Below are 13794 nucleotides of genomic sequence, written 5' to 3'. Positions count from 1 at the left end.
TCCGCTCACCACAGGACGCCCACGTTGAACAGGTAGTTGCCCACGGTGGCGAGGTACCACCAGAGGTTGTTCCGGTACTTGTACATCTGGCTGCGGTTCCACGAGCTGTGCACGAAGGTCCGCGCCACCGAGTTGTTGTGCTGGTCCCTCACGGTGTCGCAGCTCCGGTTCCGAGCACCGCGGCAGTGCTCGCCGACCTCGTGGGCGTCTCCGAGCCGCTTGGCCGCGGCGGCGCCGAGGACATAGGTGAGGGTCGCCTGCCAGATGAAGTGCCGCAGGGCGTTGTTCCGGCCGTGGTTCCCGACGATGTTCCAGGACAGGATGGCGGAGAGAGCCATGACCAGGACACAGCCCGAGTATCCCACGCTCCAGCACGCCCGGGCCTCGGCGATCGTCTTGCTTGACCGACCGTCCAGGTCGAGCCGGTTGACCGGCTCGCCGAAGGCGTAGTCGTAGGCGTTCGCACTGCCGCCGGGGACGGGGTCGACCTGGAGGAACCGCCCGGTGACGGGGTTGTAGAGGCGGGCTCCCATCAGGGTGAGGCCGCTCGGGGAGTCGCTGCTCTTGTGCAGGTTGCCGAGCCAGCCGTAGGTGGTGCCCGCGGTGCTGATGGGCCTACCGTACTCGTCGTAGTTCTGGACGGTCGGCGCCTGGCCCGCGTCCACCGGGTACTGGACCGTCACATCGCCGTGCATGTTTCCGAGTTGGAGCACGACGCCGCCGGAGGCGGTGGTGGTCGCGGCGAGGTCGCCGTCGATGCCCTGAACGCTGCGCGTGACCGCGCCGGTGGCGCTGTCGGTGCTCCAGCCGGGGGCGTCGGCGCCGTTCGCGTAGTGGTCGGTGACGGTGCCGGTGGCAGTCCAGACGCTGTTGGCGTAGTTGCTCGTCTGGATGCCGCTGACCCGACCCTCGGGGTCGCGGGTCCAGGTCTGGCGTTGGGCGCCGCTGGTCTCCTGGTTGGCGAGGTCGTTGGCGTTGTAGGCCAGGGTGGTGCCGTCGGCCTGGGCGGTGGTGCGGCCGAAGGCGTCGTACGTGGTGCCGGTGGCGCCCGCGACGGTCTGGATGCGGTCCGCGCTGTCGTAGGTGTTGACGGTGGTGGCCGGGGTACCGGCCGTGCCGTCCGGGTTGTCGGTGCTGGTGGTCAGGCCGGTGCGGTTCGTGTTGGCGTCGAAGGCGTAGCCACGGCGGTTGGTGGTGCCGCCCTGAGTGTCGGCGACGCTGGTCAGCCGGCCTGCGGCGTCATAGCCGAAGACCTGGTGGGAGCTGGTCCCGGCATTGCCGTCGTGGTCGTGCTCCCGGTTGGCGATGTTGAAGTCTGCCTGGTCGGAGGCGACTTCGGTGCCGTCACTGTCGCGGGTGTACCTGCGTCCGGTGACCTGCCCGGCTGAGTCGCGGGCGACGAACAGGCTGATGCCGCCGGGCAGGTGCTCGCCGTACAGGTTGCCGTTGGAGTCGTAGTCCGCGGTGGTCGTCCCGGCGACCGAGTCGGTCAGCGAGTCGACCAGTCCGAGGGCGTTGTAACTGTACGTGGTGGTCGAGGGCACCGTGTCGGTGACCTTCACCGGCCGGTTCAGCGCATCGTAGCCGGTGTTGGCCCCGCCGCCGCTGCCGTCGGTGTACTGGGTCTGTCGGCCCAGCACGTCGTAGGTGTAGCTGATGGTCTGGCCGGCCGCGGTGACGGTGGCCTTGTTGCCGGTGGCCGGGTCGTAGGTGATGGCGGTGTCGGGCACGGCGGCTCCGACCCCGCCGGTGATCTGGACCAGGGTGGGACGTCCGGCGGCGTCGTAGGTGTCGGTGGTGGTGCGGGTGACGCCGTTGGCGGTCTCGGTGACGGTGGCGGGGTTGCCCCAGCGGTCGTAGGTGGTGGTGCTGGTGGGCAGCTGGGAGGGGTTGGCGCCGCCGCCGGTGACGGTTGCGGCGGGTCCCACCGAGCAGACCTGGTCGGCCCATTCGGGTCGGCCCTGGCAGGTGCCGGTGCCGGTGGCGGACCAGTAGGAGGTCACCGTGGTGCCCGCGTCAGCGCCGGTGGACCTGGGAAGGCTGGTCGAGGTCACTCGTCCCTGGCTGTCGTAGCCGGTGGTGCTGGTGATCTTCAGGCCGGCCGGGTCGGTGGTGTTCTTGGTGGCCAGCCCCTTGACCCAGTCGAAGGTCGTGGTCGTGGTCGTGGTGTCACCGTCGGGCGCGCCGGAGACCACGGCGCCGGTCTGGCTGGTGGTGATCTGGTTGCTGGTGGTGGCGGTCCCGTCGTTGGGGCGGCCCTGGTCGTAGGTGTTCAGGGTGTGCTGGCGCGAGGGCACCTGGGTGCCGGCCGGCAGGGTTCCGCCGGGGTAGGGCGTGTCGTGGTCCAGGGTGACCAGGTGGATCGGCCCGTACTGCTGCTTCAGCCGCTGGCCGACCGTCATCGGGTCGGTGTCCTTGTCGGTGCCGGTGTCGGCGACGACGCTGGTGGTGTTGTAGAGCGAGGTGGTGGCCAGGAGTTGGGCACGCTGCGCGGTGGTGTCCTGGTCGATGTCCAGGGCCTGCTGCTGGGTGACCTGCCAGGCCGCCGTTCCCAGGGCCAGCTCGCGGTTGACGGCGCTGAGCTGGAGGACGGTCTTGCCGTAACGGTCGTACTGGGTCGTGCTGATGTGGCCGCCGGGGGCGGCGGTGTTGACCTGGCGTCCGGAGGCGTCGGTGTAGGTGATCGTCGCGTGGCCGAAGCCGCTCGCGCCGAGGGTCGACCCGTCGTTGGAGGCGGGGACCTGGTCGGCGGGGAAGACCGCGGTGGCGTCGGTGGGTGCGTCGCTCTGGGCCCAGGCGGCGGTGTCGGTCGGGCCCATGGCGTTGGGCGCGCCGGGTCCGGTCAGGGGCACGTTGTAGACCACGGAGGTGGTCGCGGTTCCGCCGTCGGTGGCGGTGTTGCTGCCCTGGGTCAGGGTCGGGCGTGAGGCGGACAGCAGCATGCCGTCACCGGCGACGGCCGAGGTGCCGACCTTGCCGTAGCGGAAGGTCCACGGCAGCTGACCGGGGTCGGTCTGGGCGGTGATCCTGCCTGCGCTGTCATAGCCGTAGCTGGTCTTCAGCGCCGGGCTGGTGCGTGGATCCCAGACGTCGCGCAGTTGGCCGAGGGTGTCGTAGTCGTACTGGGCGATCACGGTGGCGGTGGAGCCGGCGGCGCCGGGGGTTGTGGCCCAGAGTTTGATCTGGCTGACCTGGCCCGCGTAGTCGCCCGGTGTGCCGGCGGTGGCGGTGGTGGTGGGCGCGTAGACGTACTCCAGTATCCGGCAGCCCTTGGTCGACGGCGTGGTCTGGCACGTCGCTGCGGTGACCGCACTGGTGGGGGCGATCACGTAGTGCGGCTCCACCAGGGTGCTGCCGCCCACGACCACGGTCTGCGGGACGACGGTGGTGGTGGAGTTGTCGGTGGGCAGGTAGGTGCTGGTGACCTGCCAGGTACTCGCCCCGGCGGGCTTGCCGAACACCGTGGTGATGCCGTCGGTGTCCTTGAGGGTGAACGAGCCGGTGAGCGCACCGGTCAGGGCCAGGTCCTCAGCTCCCGGCTCGGGGGTCCAGCCGCCGCCGGCGGCAGCGGTGAACCCGGTCGCGTCACCGTCCACGTCCACCAGCGACACCGAGGTCGGCGAGGTCTGCTTCAGGTAGGACCAGGACGACTCGGTGGCGTCGGCGGTGGTGCCGGCGGTCCACTGCGGGCCGAAGATCGCCGCCTGGCCGGTCTGCGAGGCGCCGTCGGCCGGATTGCGGGAGGAGGAGGACCGGGTGACGGTCAGTCCGAACGCGGTGGCGTCGGTGGCCGACAGGGACGCGTCGCCGGTCAGGACGTTCACATCCGCGGGGCCGACCGGCACGCTGGGCGCGGTGCCCGCCTTGCGGTCCACGGTGACGGTGCTGAACGGCGATCCGGCGGTGCTGGTGCCGTCGGTGAACAGCGCTCGCACGTCCACCGGGCCGTCAGCTGTGAAGGTGTCGGTGATGTTCCAGGTCAGCGGGGCCGGGACGCCGGCGGTGAGTGCCACCGGCCAGGCGGCGAGGGCGCTGCCGTCGGCATTCCTGGTGACGTTGGCGGTGGGCACGTTGTGCCAGGAGTCGGTGGCGCCGATGCGGTACTGGTAGGTGACGGCCGTGTAGGAGGACTGGCCCTGGGCCGTCAGCCCCACCCGGCGCGCAGGGCGCTCACCGGGTCCCGGGGCGGTCAGTGCCGCGCCCGAACCGGCGTAGAAGACGTACGAGGTGACCGCGGAGGGGTTGCCTGCCGCGTCCACCGTCTTGGCGGCCAGCGTGTGCTTGCCGGCGGTGAAGGTGGTGTCCACCGTCACCGGTGTGCCGGTGGTGGCCACGCTCGTCCAGGTGCCGCTGTCGAGCTGCCACGACACCGAGCTGGTGTCGGCCGTCGGCGGGGTCAGCGTGAACTCGCCGTCGAAGGTCCCGTCCGGGTCAGGTGTGCCGGACCACTGGGCGGCCGGGAAGTCGGTGGAGGCCACGGTGGTGCCGGCGGGGGCCTTGGTGTCCACGGAGAAGGCGTAGGCACCGGTCCAGGCGCCGTACTGGTGACCGTCGTAGGGACGGGCCTTCCAGGTGTAACTGCCGTCCGCAAGCGCCGGGGTGACCTTCCAGGAGGCCGTCGAACCGGAGTTGACGAACGCCGATGAGCCCGAGGCCACCACGGTGCTGCCGGACAGGACCTGGAAGTCGAGGCGCACCGTGTCGCTGTCCGGGTCGGTGGGCGTGTTGGCCAGGGTCGGCGTCGTCGTCGCACTGTGCTGCGGGTAGCCGGAGCCGGAGGGGGTGACCGTGCCCGCGTAGGCCACCGTGGCCGGGTTGCGGTCGTAGGTGATCGAGAACGTCGGGTTGGCCGAGAAGCGGACCAGGTCCACGTCGTTCGTCTCGGTGGCGTTGAACAGCCCCAGCGTCCAGCCCGCGTTGCTGAGGTCCGCGATCTTCTGCATACCCGAGGTGACATTGAACGACACGGCCTGGTTCGGCGAGGAACTGGTGGTGGTGAACGTCGCCGATGCGTTGGGGTTGGGGTAGTTCGGGTTCGCCGCGGTGTCCTTGGCGGGCTGCTTGTTCCAGGTCGTCGCCGAGGTGATCGAGCCCATCGAGAACGCGTTGACGGTGGTGGAGTTCGACCCGCCGGCCGCCGCGTAGGTGACCTTCGTGTTGAACGTCGCCGACAGGATCGTCGACCCGTAGACCGCGGTGGGCACGCTCATCGAGTAGTACGTGCGCTCGATACCGGTGGGCGAGGAGAAGCCCTGGTAGCCCACCGCCAGTCCGCTGCCCGGGGCGGCGTCGTAGTTCGACGTGGTCGGATAGGCCTGCTGGACCTGGTCGTAGTGCAGTGTGCTGCCGGAGGCAGGGTGCGGCACATAGGCGGGGTCGATGAAGACCGGGAAGACGGTGCTCCTGGCCGTGAGCAGGCCCCGGTCAGCTGCCAGGTGCAGCTTGTGGTCCCTCAGCCCGGCCTTCACCCGGGCCTGGTGCGCGTGGCTGCCGGGAGTGTGCGAGGTGGAGCGGGTGCCTGCGGCCGCGCTGTGGGCGACCTCCACCCGGTTCGCTACCGCAGCGTTGACGCCCCCGGCGGCAGCGGCCGGGGCAGCAGTGGCGCCGGCTTCGGTGGCTGAGTCCCACATCACCGGAGCGGGCGAGGTGAGCAGCGCGTTGCCGTGGGCGTCGGTGACCGTCAGGTTCCCGCCCGCGTCGGTGGCCGCAGTGGTCCCGCTGGCGGTGTTCACCGCCTGCACCAGGTCCGCGAGCGCCGGATCCGTTGCCGCGGAAGCGTTCTTGACGACCAGCGTCTCCTCGGCGCCACCCGCTGCCGTTGCGGTGACCTGCAGGTCCACCCCGGAGACGAGCACATTCGGATACGTCAGCGTGGCCCCGGAGACCGTGGGCTTGGGCAGCGCGGTCGGCCACGACAGCGAGAGCTGCTTGCCGTCCACCGTCATCACCGCAAGAGCACGCGAGCCGCCGCCCGAGAGCACCAGCGGCGACTCGGACGCCTTCGGTGAGAACGACCCGTCCGCCGACGCCACGAGCGCCGCATCCAGAGCCGTCCACGTCCCGCCCCGCTTGACCCACCGCGGATCGGTCGAGGTCTCGTACGTCAATGACCCGTCAGGATTCGCAAACGTCTGCGACGCGTCCGTGCGCGCGTCCAGCACCTCGATCCGATGCCCCTGCAACCGCGCGGCCAGCAGCGCCGACGCTTCGTTGGAAGCCTGGACGGCCGACGTCTTCGTGGGAACGTCCGGGGCGGTCGCATCGGCGGGGGCGGCTGCGGCGACGCCTCCCGCCACGAGCGCGGCCGTCACCGCCGCCGACACCCATCGCCGGGCCGACGGATGCGCCGACCCATGAGTGGACTTACCTGGTATCACTTCGCACTTACCTTTCTCAAGCCATGGAGGGCTTCGGTCACGCACTGTGCGAGCACAGTGCGATCACAGCCAGCGCGTGATCATGGCAGGTGACCTCTCCTTCAGCTGCTCCACAGGCACATTGGCAGCGTGGGGGCCTCGGCGACCCAGTTCGTCCGTAGGCGACTTTTATCGCGCAGAGTCACTCATGAAACTCATAAGTCCAATTTACCCTTCTTGCTCAAGCGCATATGACGAACTGTCATCAACGTTCTGCGGCAAGGAGGGTCGACCCGGCGTTATCGAACGGTGATGGAATTCCAACGCAATTCGCCCACGACCGGCGATTCGACAGTCCGTGGCGCGTCCCGCCGCCCCAGGAACGTGAACGAGGTCGACGGTGCCGCTGTCCGCGGTGACGCTGCGGAACACCGGTACCACCACTGCCGGCGCCAGGCACGATTCGGGTGTCAGGTCGGGCCGGGGTCGCTGCCGTTCTCGATGTACAGCGCCGTCCCGGTGTCGCGGGCCCGTAGGCAGGCGCGGACCCGGCGGGTCAGTCGGTCGTTGAGGAACTCGTGCAGGCGTTCGGGGGGTACGAAGGCGTAGCCGCGTAGTTCCTCGCGCTGCGGCACGATGGCCGCGATCTGCTCCGCGGTCAGGACCCCGCCGTCGAAGACCGTCATCACGCCCTCGCTCATCAGGCGGTCCGCGCTGTACCGCGGGTCGGGCGGAACCCAGTCGACGACGAGCAGCCGGCCCAGGGGGAGTTCGAGCCCGAGTTCCTCCCGGACCTCGCGGACGGCGGCCCGGCCGGGGGGACTCGTCGGCGTCGACGGTACCCCCGGGGATCTCCCAGGTGTCCTTGTAGACGGGATCCACCAGCAGCACCCGCCCGCCGGCGTCGAAGAACAGCACGCGCCGGCGCCCATCCGCTTGCGTGCCAGACTCCGGTCGTACGCCTGCAGGTCCATCGGCACAGGATCGCTCATGCCTACCGACTCTAGGGACCGCAGGGCCGTGCGCGCCCCGGTGTCGGGAAACCTCCTGTGTGGCTCAGGTCGCACCGAGGCCGGCGCCGTCTCCACGGTCCGGGGGCCGGCTGCCGAGGGTCGCCCACACGGTGCGGTGCCCCTGCTCGTCGAGGCTGTGGCCGCAGGCGGTGGCGAGTGCCGCCGTGATCAGGAGGCCGCGGCCGTGCTCCTCGGGTGCTCCGGGCTGCGACTGCGGCTGCGGCTGCGGCTGCAGTCGGCGGGCGGGACCCTGGTCCCGGACGGTGACCTGCAGTGATCCGTCCGGCAGGTGTGCGACGGAGATGTGAATGGGGCCGCAGGCGTGCTGATAGGCGTTGGTGACCAGCTCGGAGACGACCAGTACCACCTCGTCGGCGGGTGGCCCGGTGATGCCCCAGCGGCACAGGGTGGCCCTGGTCCAGAGGCGGGCGCGGCGGGGACTGACGGGGTCCCGGGGCAGTGGGGTGCGGGCGATCGCGGGGCGGAGCAGTGACGCGGTGGCCATGCAGGTTCTCCCGGCTCGGGGCCGCCTCGATGCTCGACGCGGCCGACGCGCTCCTCACCTTGCGCGGGTTCGGACCGCGTTGGCCCGCACTGGCCAGTACCGGTACTGGCCAGTGCGGGTCCGGTCACACGGCAGGGCACCGACTCCGGCCTGCATCGATATCCAGGTGTAACCGGTAATATCACCCAAGGTGACAACGTGGCGAAGGCAGAGTTTTACTGCCGCTTTACCTACGGGAACGGGATGGCACGACCATGGACTCACGGGCGGACCTCGGGGCGCTGGTGCGCGCGTGGCGGATGGCGCGTGATCCCTCACTGGTGCCGGGCGTGGTCGATGTCCTGCGCCCCTATCTGACGCAGCTGGACATGGCCACCCTGCTGGGGGTCACGGAGGGCTGGTACGCGGGGCTGGAGCGCGGTGCGGACCGCCGGTACAGCGCGGCCATGATCGCCGGGGTGGTCGACATCCTGGATCTGGACCGCGACCGTGCGGCGGCGCTGTATCTGGGCACCGGTCACCAGCCGCCGCAGGACCGCCCGCATGCCCAGCCGGACGCGGTGATGGTCGCCCTGATGCACCAGCAGCGGTGCATCTCCTACATCGCGGACCAGGCGTGGGACGTGGTCTCGTACGGCGCCACCGCCCTCCTGCACCTGCCCTGGCTGGCGCGGCCCGGTGCCAACATCATGGAATGGGCGCTGTCCGCGCGGGCGCGGCACGAGCTCGTGGACTGGGAACGGGACTGGGCGGTGCCTATGATCGGCCAGCTGCGGATGGCCTGGCAGCGGTGGCCCGACAACAGGCGCCTGGCGGAGGTGGTGTCCAGCGTCCGGGAGCTGCCCGGGGCGGAGGTCCTGTGGCAGAGCTCCACCACGGCGAAGGCCACCCCCTACGGCGACCTTCGCGCCATCTACCTGCCCCTGGTCTCCCCGGATCCGGTCTCCGTGCGGATCATGGCGTACTCACCCTACGGTGACCTGAGCTGGCGCTGGACCATGCTCGTGCCCGTGGACGACAGCATGCAGCTGGACCGGGTCTGGTCACAGGGCGGCGCCGTCGCTCCACCGGCCCCGCAGCAGTGACCCCGTGAAACCCGGGCCGAACGCCACCAGGAGCCCGGGCTCGCCGTGCGGCGGGGCGTCCTGGTAGGTGCGCTCCAGCACGTCCAGGGCGCTGGGGCCGCCGGTGTTGCCCCGCATGCGCAGGCTCTCGCGGGCGTGCCGCAGTGCGGGCTCGGGTACGGGCAGGCCGGCCGCGACGGCGTCCAGGATGCGCGGGCCGCCGGGGTGGGCGACCACCCACGACGGCCACGCCTGCGGACCCGCCTGCTCCAGCCACTGCCGCAGCGGGGGCAGGCACTGGTCCACGGCGGTCAGCGCCGCGGGGGTCGAGTCCCAGACCTGGCCGGCCGGGCCCAGACCGGCCCCGTAGCGGTCGGCGGACTCCGACAGCAGATGCGAGCGGCAGGCCTCGACGCACATCCCCGGGCCCAGCGGCAGGGCGGTCACCACACAGGCGCTCGCCCCGTCACCGAACAATGCCTGGTACATGGCGCGGACCCGGCGGGCCTTGCGCTCGTCGGCCTCGCTGCGGTCCTCGCGCTCGTCGGGCGTGCTGCTGTGCCGGTAGAGCGTGCTGAACGCCTCCGAGAGCACCACCAGCACCCGGCGCGCGGGGTCGGCGGCCACCAGTTGGGCGGCCAGGGACAGGCACAGCGCGGTGCCCAGACACCCGGCCTGGGTGACCGGCAGGTGCAGCACGTCCGGCCGCATCCCCAGGGCGTTGTGCAGATGGACGTCCAGGCCGGGCATGGCGATGCCGGTGGCGTGGGCGGTAATCAGGCAGTCCACGTCACCCGGTCGGAGCCCGGCCCGGTCCAGGGCCTGGTGCGCGGCAGCGGCGCCCAGCGTGTAGACGGCCTGCACCGTCCAGGCGTTGCGGGCCTCGATCGGCTCGCCGAGTCCGAGCTGCTCCAACGGACGCGACAGGTGCCGCACGTCCACACCCACCCGGCCCGCGAGTCGCGTCAGCGCCTCCGTGTCCGGCCGCCCCTGGTGCGCGCGGCGCAGGTCCGCGGCGATCTCAGCGGTGGTCACCCGGTACGGCGGCACCGCGACACCGGGACGGCTCACGTACACCGGGATCACCCTCGCGCTGCCCCGCCGGACCGACCCGGGTCCCGTCGGGCGTCCTCGAACACACCTGCACAGCTTTGTGTCGTCACAGTACCCAGTCTGCCCGCCACACGGGACCGCTCACGAACCCGCATGGACACTCCAGCCGGCCTGGGGGTCAGGGCCGGCCGCGGACGGACGGCCGGACGGTGCAGAGATGCCGGTCACGACCGGCGCCAGTAGGCCTGGCGCCGGTCGTGAACCGGGGGTTGTTCCTCAGACGACGATGCGGTCGAGGTTGGGAGCGCCGGCGGAGGGGTTGGAGAATTCGATGGTGTTGTTGCCGGCCTTGAGTTGGACGGTGACGTTCTTGGTGACGACGGTGTTGTAGTCGGGGGTTTCGGGGAAGCTGACGGTCTGGTTGACGCCGTTGACGGTGACGGTCGCGGTGCGGGCCTGGCCGACGCTCATGAAGGAGACTGTCATGGTGTAGCTGCCGGCGGTCGGTTCGGTGATGTTGTTGAAGGTGGCGGTGCCGCCGTTGCCGAGGTAGCTGAGCTTCTTGCCGCCGGAGCAGTGCGCGCAGCTGGTGATGGTGGTGCCGCCGGCCAGGCTCGCGGCCTCGGCCTCGTAGGACTTGTTCCCACCGGTGGGCGGAGTCGTCGACGGCGGCGGGCTCGACGGCGGGGGGCTGCTGGGCGGCGGGGTGGTGGTGCCGCCGGCGAGGCTGGTGCCGAGGGTGTTGAGGGCGTTCTGGACCAGGGCTTGGGCGTTGTTGCTGAGGTTGGCGTTGGTGCCGTTGACGACCCAGGAGGGGCCGGAGAAGATGGCGACGGTGACGCCGTTGTCGACGCCGCCGGTGGTGCCGCTGCTGGGGATGCCGAGCAGGCTGGCTGCCTTGACGGACGCCTCGCCCAGTTCGCGGGAGTCGTTGTCCGAGGTGGTCTGGGAGTTCCCGGTCTGGGTGTCGCCGAAGATCGCGCCGATGGCCTTGCCGTTGTAGAAGACCAGGGCGAACTGGCGGCCCGAGATGCCGTGCTCCTTGTAGAAGAAGTGGGGGCAGGGGGTCTTCTTGTCCCAGCAGTCGTCGCCCAGCACGTAGAACGGCACGTGGTGCGCGGCCAGCTGCGCGCCGTTGCTGTCCTGGAAGGTCGTGTCGCCCTGGTGGTCGGGATCGGGGTCGGGGTCGCTGCCGTCGTCGTCGTGGCCATGCTGGAGGTGTAGACGAAGACGCCGCTGGCGGGCTGGTAGACGTTGACGTTCTTGGCCCGGGTCTGGGTGTTGATGTGGGGCAGGGTGTTGACCTGGGTCGCGGACGTCGAATGCTGCTGGATGGCGGCCAGCACCTGCGCGGCGGTGTACGTGGTGGCGTTCGGTGCGGCAGCGGCCGCGGGAGCAGCAGCTGCCGTGGCGGTGGTGAGGGTCGTGGCGGCGTCGGCGTTCGCGATGGCCAGCGGGGTGGCGAGCGCGAGGGCTGCGGCGATGCCTATGGCGAGGCGGGTACGGGTCGATGACATGGGGGTGGGGGCCTCCGTTGATTCTGTTAGTAAGACTGATTAACTAATCGAAGCACCTGTGACCCTGACGCGCAATCATCTCGTTAACCTGTTTTACGTAAATTCGAGAGCGGTGCGCGATTCTTGACGTGCAGTCAGTCTTCGAGTGTGTGGATCAAGCGCTGGCCGCGGTCCCGGGCAACCGTTGCGTGCCCGTGGTTCGGACCCAGGCCTCGTGGCGGGGCCTGGGTCCGGTGCCGGTGCCTTTGCTGTGGTGGTCGCGACCGCCGGTCGTGACCGGGGGTTGTTCCTCAGACGACGATGCGGTCGAGGTTGGGGCCGGTGCCCGCCGTGTTGGCGATGGCGACGGTGTTGGTGCCGGCCTTGAGGGACACCGGGACCTTCAGGGTGACGACGGTGTTGTAGTCCGGCGTCGACGGGAAGTTCACGGTCTGGGTGACGCCGCCTGCGCTCACGGTCCGCCGTGTGGACGCTGCCGACGCTCATGAAGTAGATGGTCATCGGGTAGGTGCCGCGGTGGGCGCGGTCACCGAGAAGGTGGCGCTGCCCAGGAAGCTGATCTTCTTACCGCCGGAGCAGTGCGCGCAGCTGGTCACCGTGGTGCCGGTGCCCAGGGTGGCCTTCTCCGCCTCGTAGGACTTCCCCGGGGAGGTGGGCGGAGTGCTGCTCGGTGGCGTTGACGTCGGCGTTGACGTCGAGGTCGAGGTCGGCGTTGGGGTGGGCGTGGGTGTCGGGGAGGTGGTCGGTCCGCTGATGACGGGGGCGACTGTCTTTGAGGAAGAGCGACTGTCCGGTGTCGGTTCGGGACGCGTCGACGCCGTGTCCGCCGGTGTAGTCGTTCTGCTCGTTCTTGGCCCAGTCGGCGATCGGCGTGCCGCCCACGTCGAGCGGGTGGTAGACGCCGCCGGACGGGCCGGCCACGCCGAACTGGTAGATGGTGTTCGTCAGCGGGTAGTACGGCTGGTAGGGCCCGCCGGTGGACAGCTGCTTTGGTCATCGTGTTGTCGAAGAAGACGTTCTGTGGTCCGGACGCGCCGGACCACTCGACACCCTTCTGACCCGCGGTCCAGTAGATCGGGAACCAGTTGGAGGTGTCGGGTGCGGTCGTGGCGCCGCCGTCGTCGCCGCAGTTGGATTTGCAGTTGCCAGCGCGGTGGTCGTACGGCACGGCCTGGGTGTTTGAGTTCGATCAGGTTCCGGCGCTCGTAGCCGCCGTGCAGGTTGAAGTCGGAGTCGATGTCGTTGCCGATGGCCACGTTGTCCGACGCCGACCACTGGAACGTGAAGTGCCGGAGATTGCGGGTGACGTTGTCGGCGTAGAGCGAGTCCCAGACCCGTGAGCCGCGGAAGTAGCCCCGGCCGCCGGCGCCCTTGTTCCACGACCCGTCCAGGAAGTTGTCCTGGATCTGGACGTTCTTGGCCTCCTCGGTGACGATCGGGTGGGAGCCGGTCATGTAGCTCCGGATCCCCTGCACCCAGTCGTTCACCGCCCACTTGAGGACGATGCCGTTCATCTCGGCGTGCGGGTCCATGTTGCCGTAGTTCTGGACCGAGTCGGCCTGGTTGAGGTTCGACATCGGCTGGGTCATGTAGAAGTTCTCGAGGCCGACCCCGACGACCGGTTCGACGATCGGCGAGGCCTGGCTGGCGTAGACCGTGCCGTCGATCGGCGCCGAGCCGTCCGAGGTGGAGTCGATCGGCATGTCGTACTCGAGCGGCTTGTCGATCGTGACCGTGTGGTTGGTGGTGTCGACCGCGCTGATCGTGAAGATCTGCTGCCGCATCTGCAGGTTCTCTTCGGGGTTCGCCGTGCTGACCGCGTCCATCGACTGGTAGAACTTCTGCGAGTTGGCAGCCATCATGTTTGACGAAACCGCCGACCTTGAAGTTGGTCATGGCGGCGTTGTTCGCCAGGTAGATCACGGTGTCGCCCTGCCGGGCGGCGAACGTGGTCTCGCCCGGCTTGGCCCGCAGTTTGACGCCGGCCTTCCAGTGCTGGTTGATCGAGCCGAGGAAGATCTCCTTGCGGTTGGCCGGCGCGGCGTTGTACTCCGACTGGTAGGACGGGTCGACGGTCCGGGAACTGACCCGGAACAGCCCGGTGCCGGGCCAGGCCCAGCCCATGGTGCCGTCACCCGAGGTCATGTTGTCCCCGTCGGAGTCCGTGCCGTCCGGGGTCAGGGTGTCGTAGAGGGTGTTGGCGTCCGGGCGGTACTCGAACGAGGTGCCGGTGGTCGGATCGCTTCCGGAGCCGCGCAGGATCGTGTAGTTGGCGTCCACTTCGAT

General features: G+C 69.8%; 9 protein-coding genes. 1 reads left to right on the top strand and 8 read right to left on the bottom strand.

Annotated features, from left to right (window positions below; genetic code table 11):
* Positions 1 to 5: 5 nt before the first annotated feature.
* From ACXKR8_RS02850 to ACXKR8_RS02840, 3 genes are all read right to left on the bottom strand, one after another.
* Entirely contained in the window at positions 6 to 6311 is a 6306-nt protein-coding gene (locus ACXKR8_RS02850) for an RHS repeat domain-containing protein (protein ID WP_458271304.1), read from the bottom strand.
* A gap of 515 nt (positions 6312 to 6826) precedes the next feature.
* The gene (locus tag ACXKR8_RS02845; protein WP_462100282.1) at positions 6827 to 7348 is read right to left on the bottom strand and encodes an NUDIX domain-containing protein; all 522 of its coding nucleotides are present in this window, start codon (positions 7346 to 7348) and stop codon (positions 6827 to 6829) included.
* A 64-nt stretch (positions 7349 to 7412) separates the two neighbouring features.
* Positions 7413 to 7874: an ATP-binding protein gene (locus ACXKR8_RS02840; RefSeq protein ID WP_458271302.1), complete on the bottom strand. Its 462-nt coding sequence runs from the start codon at positions 7872 to 7874 to the stop codon at positions 7413 to 7415.
* Between the two features lie 254 nt (positions 7875 to 8128).
* Between ACXKR8_RS02840 and ACXKR8_RS02835 the strand changes: the two genes are divergently transcribed.
* Positions 8129 to 8959 (top strand): helix-turn-helix domain-containing protein, encoded by an 831-nt coding sequence (locus tag ACXKR8_RS02835; protein WP_458271301.1) that lies wholly within the window; start codon positions 8129 to 8131, stop codon positions 8957 to 8959.
* On the opposite strand, the gene ACXKR8_RS02830 is transcribed toward ACXKR8_RS02835, so the two are convergent.
* The 5 genes from ACXKR8_RS02830 to ACXKR8_RS02810 all read right to left on the bottom strand — a co-directional run bounded on the left by ACXKR8_RS02830 (position 8918) and on the right by ACXKR8_RS02810 (position 13370).
* The gene (locus tag ACXKR8_RS02830) at positions 8918 to 10009 is read right to left on the bottom strand and encodes a PhlD (RefSeq protein ID WP_458271300.1); all 1092 of its coding nucleotides are present in this window, start codon (positions 10007 to 10009) and stop codon (positions 8918 to 8920) included. The genes ACXKR8_RS02835 and ACXKR8_RS02830 overlap by 42 nt on opposite strands.
* Positions 10010 to 10267: 258 nt before the next feature.
* Positions 10268 to 11503 (bottom strand): glycoside hydrolase family 75 protein, encoded by a 1236-nt coding sequence (locus ACXKR8_RS02825; RefSeq protein WP_462100752.1) that lies wholly within the window; start codon positions 11501 to 11503, stop codon positions 10268 to 10270.
* A 295-nt stretch (positions 11504 to 11798) separates the two neighbouring features.
* Positions 11799 to 11963 (bottom strand): carbohydrate-binding protein, encoded by a 165-nt coding sequence (locus ACXKR8_RS02820; protein ID WP_462100281.1) that lies wholly within the window; start codon positions 11961 to 11963, stop codon positions 11799 to 11801.
* A 109-nt stretch (positions 11964 to 12072) separates the two neighbouring features.
* A complete protein-coding gene (locus ACXKR8_RS02815; protein ID WP_462100280.1) occupies positions 12073 to 12429 on the bottom strand; it encodes a hypothetical protein in 357 nt (118 codons plus the stop codon).
* A gap of 23 nt (positions 12430 to 12452) precedes the next feature.
* Entirely contained in the window at positions 12453 to 13370 is a 918-nt protein-coding gene (locus ACXKR8_RS02810; protein ID WP_462100279.1) for a hypothetical protein, read from the bottom strand.
* Between the last annotated feature and the right edge of the window lie 424 nt (positions 13371 to 13794).

The organism is Streptacidiphilus sp. PAMC 29251 (assembly GCF_054208735.2).
Note: the sequence above shows the minus strand (reverse complement) of the source record. Positions and strands in the feature narration are given on the sequence as shown.